Genomic DNA, 3,687 nt, shown 5'->3' with positions numbered 1-3,687 from the left:
TTGTTCCCTTGCTTGCTTTTCGGCCCTTGGCCTTGGCTGCGCCGCCAGCTACCACCCGCCTGCCGCTTACCTTTCCAACCACGGGAGGATACAGCTTTAACCTTGATCGCCAGGATCTTGCCAGCGCGCGCGTGGCACTTGATCTGGAAGATGCGGTTGCCGAAACTTTTGGGTCTGCACAGTTGAACCCAACGCACAGCGGTCCTCTGGAGTTGCCGCTGGTATCCGGCGCACCCGATCTGCTTGATGTTGCGGATCGCGCGGCGCCGATCAAGGAAGAGGTTAAAGCGGAAGATGGTAAATCCAAGCCAGAAGTGCTGGAAGCAGACGCCAGCCTCTTGATGGATTTGGACGAGAACCGTCGCGCCGCGATGGTCAATGACACCGAAACGCGCTTGTTGCAGCAAATCGGTCGGGCGAGTGAGCAAGGACTCTTGCACCCCACCGAGAATTCTCAGGAAAATAGTCACCTTGACCCCCTGGGAAACGAAAACCGTCCGCTCAATCCGCTCGATAATATTTCCGTGACCTCCGCGATTGATCGCGAAACCGGACTATTCGCCGCAAGAACTGGCGAAGGGTTGGAGGATTCGCACTGCCTCAAGAACCGGGATGTCGCTATTCACAAATGGGGAACGGAGGCTCCGTTTAGCGAACAAGTCGGGGGGCTGCGCAACCAGATTATCGGTGAATTTGATGCTGTCGATAAGAACGCGGTGCTGAAGCTGGCGCGCACATATCTCTATTTTGGCTTTGGGGCCGAGGCGATTTCGACTTTGAATATGCTGCCCGAAGACAGCTTGAGCCAAAAAACAAGAGATGTGCTGACCACGATGGGACGGATACTCGATGAAGCCGATTTGCCCGTGAACACGATTTTCACTGGCCAGCAGACCTGTAGCGGGGACACCGCGTTTTGGGCCGCAATGTCTGATGGGCTTGTGAAAACCGGCGCCGATACGGATGCGATGCAACAGGCATTTGCCAAAATGCCTGCGCACCTGAGGGTGCAGCTCGGTCCTAGGATGAGTACACTTTTTGCAAAGGCGGGCGACACCCACGTGGCTAAAACGGCTATGCGGGCTGTGAACCGAACTGGCGTTGAGCATGTTCCAGACAGGAATCTTGCCGAAGCGGCGATCGCAGAGTTGGAGGGCGACACCGAAGCGGTGGTGCGCAACCTGACCGAAGAGGTGGCGGAGCAAAACAAGAATACGCCGCTTGCGTTGATTGAGCTTATCCAATTGAGCTATGACGAACGCCGCGCCTTGTCGCCGGATGTCCCGGATTTGACGGCCTCCTATGAGCTTGAAGCGCGCGATACACCTCTTGGAGCGGAATTGCGGCAGGCGCAGGTCACCGCTCTGGCCTTGGCGGGCCGCTTTGACGAGGCGTTCATGCGGTTTGCGATGTTGGCCAACCGGGATGGGCAGGCGGCAAAGACCGAGGCGAATGCCCCTTTGATGACATTGCTGACAGAAAACGCGGACGACGTGACTTTTCTCAAATATGCGTTGATCTTCACGGGAGAGGCGGGGGCGGCCCAGGCCGGTCAGGTCGGTGATATTGTGGCGCGGCGGCTCTTGGATCTCGGCTTTCCCGAACAGGCGGAAACGCTGCTGGCCAAGATGAGCCTGGAGCCCGCAAACCGGGATCGTCGGATGATGACAGCAGAGGCGCATCTGGCGATGGATCAGCCGCAGCGCGCTTTGGTTGAACTGATGGGCCTGGAGGGGCGACAAGCGGACCGGATGCGCGCAGAAGCCCTGTGGCGCAACAAGGAATATGAGCGGGCGAGCGAATATATGATGTCGGCTCAGGATCTGAACGAGGCTGCCCGCGGTTTCTGGCATTCCGAAGATCTGGACGCCGCAGAAACGCTGGACGAGGCCGCAGCCCCCTTCCGCGCCGTGGCGGAACTGACCAGCGACATCGACGCCGCCGTTCAGGAACCGCAGGATCTGCCGCCGCTGGCGGAGGCTCGGGCCCTGGTTGAAAGCAGCATTGGTGCGCGAAGCTCGATCGAGGAGCTTCTGCGCCAGGTCGAGCGAACTCCTCCAAAGGACGAATAGCCTTCTTCAACAAGCCTATTCCTTGCGTTGGCCGCCTTTCTTGGGCGGCCAATTCCTTTGTGGTGATAACTCTTTGTAAAGCATAGCCGCCTACCGTGAGGATTAGGGAAGAATCCTGACTTGGAATAGGCAGAATGCCAGTGAAAACGATCATACCGGCAGGGCTAAGGCTCTGGTTTTCTGTACCCGTGCGACAAAGCGGTCCTTTGTTCGCGCGGTTTTCCCCGTTGGCGTCGCAGCGCGCCGGTGGACCTGACAGATCCTCCCCTCGTCTGACCGGCATGTCCGGTGCCTTTGGTCGCGTTCACACAAGAGAAAAACACCGTGCCGAATATATCAATTAAAGAGCTGTTCAGCCCAACTATTCTGCTTGCCATGGCGTTGATGGCGGTCATCGTCATGATGATTTTGCCCATGCCCTCTTGGGTTTTGGATGTCGGCCTTGCCACCTCCTTTGCCCTAGCGATCTTGATTTTCACCATCACGCTGTTCATCGAACGGCCCCTGGATTTCTCGTCGTTCCCTACCATCCTGTTGGCCTCGCTCATGCTGCGGCTGTCGCTCAACGTGTCCTCGACAAAATTGATCATCGGACAAGGGCACAGTGGGACCGATGCGGCTGGCAATGTGATCGAAGGGTTCGCGAACTTCGTGATGGACGGCAGCGTTTTCCTTGGTTTGGTCGTCTTCGGTGTGTTGCTGATCGTGAACTTCATGGTAATCACGAAGGGTGCCGCCCGGATGGCCGAGGTTGGTGCACGGTTCGCACTGGATGGCATGCCGGGCAAACAGCTCGCGATCGACAGCGACATGTCTGCCGGGGCCATTGATCACGCGACAGCCAAGGAACGTCGCGAGATCGAACAGAAGGAGACCACCTTCTTTGGTTCGCTGGACGGTGCGTCCAAATTTGTGAAAGGCGATGCGATCGCAGGGCTTCTGATTACCCTGTTGAACCTGATTGTCGGCCTCATCATGGGTGTTCTGATCCACGGCATGCCGATCGGAACCGCCTTTGAAACCTATGCGATCCTGACGGTTGGCGATGGTCTGGTGTCTCAAATTCCGTCGGTGATCATCTCGATTGCTGCCGCGCTGTTGCTGGCACGGGGTGGGGCAACCGGATCAACAGATACCGCGATTTTCTCGCAGCTGGGGAAACACCCGGGCGCGTTGGGTGCCGTGGCTGTACTGATGGCCTTGTTTGCGCTGGTGCCGGGTCTGCCGTTCCTGCCGTTTATTGCAGGCAGCGGGTTGCTTGGGTTCTTGGCCTACCGGACCCAGAAGACGCAATCCGCAGAAGAGCAAAAGGAGCTGGATGCCAAAGTCGAAGAGGTGCAGTCGCCGGATAAAACCAAGGCGCTGGGCGACATTCTTGATCTGGACGACCTGCATCTGGAGTTCTCGCAAGATCTGGTCTCCATGGTGTTGGATCCCGGAACCGGCCTGGATGCGCGGATCGCCAATATGCGGACCCATGTTGCGACCAGCTTCGGCTTGATCCTCCCCGAAATCCGGCTGACGGATGAACCGGAACTGGACAACGGGACCTACGTCATTCGCATTCAGGGCGTTGAGCAGGCGCGCGGCACCCTGCATCCTGATATGGTTCTGG

2 protein-coding genes are annotated in these 3,687 nt (G+C 57.8%); both read left to right on the top strand.

All coding sequences use genetic code 11. From position 1 onward, the window contains the following. Positions 1–2,072, top strand: a 2,072-nt coding sequence (locus HCZ87_RS20230; RefSeq protein ID WP_167646855.1) for a hypothetical protein, incomplete at its 5' end; no start/stop codon positions are given. Between the two features lie 324 nt (positions 2,073–2,396). Further along, on the top strand, positions 2,397–3,687 hold a 1,291-nt coding region (locus HCZ87_RS20225; RefSeq protein WP_368484157.1), incomplete at its 3' end, for an FHIPEP family type III secretion protein.

It is taken from the genome of Phaeobacter sp. HF9A (assembly GCF_011806385.1).
Taxonomy (GTDB): Bacteria; Pseudomonadota; Alphaproteobacteria; order Rhodobacterales; family Rhodobacteraceae; genus Epibacterium.
This window is presented reverse-complemented; position numbering and strand designations above follow the sequence as displayed.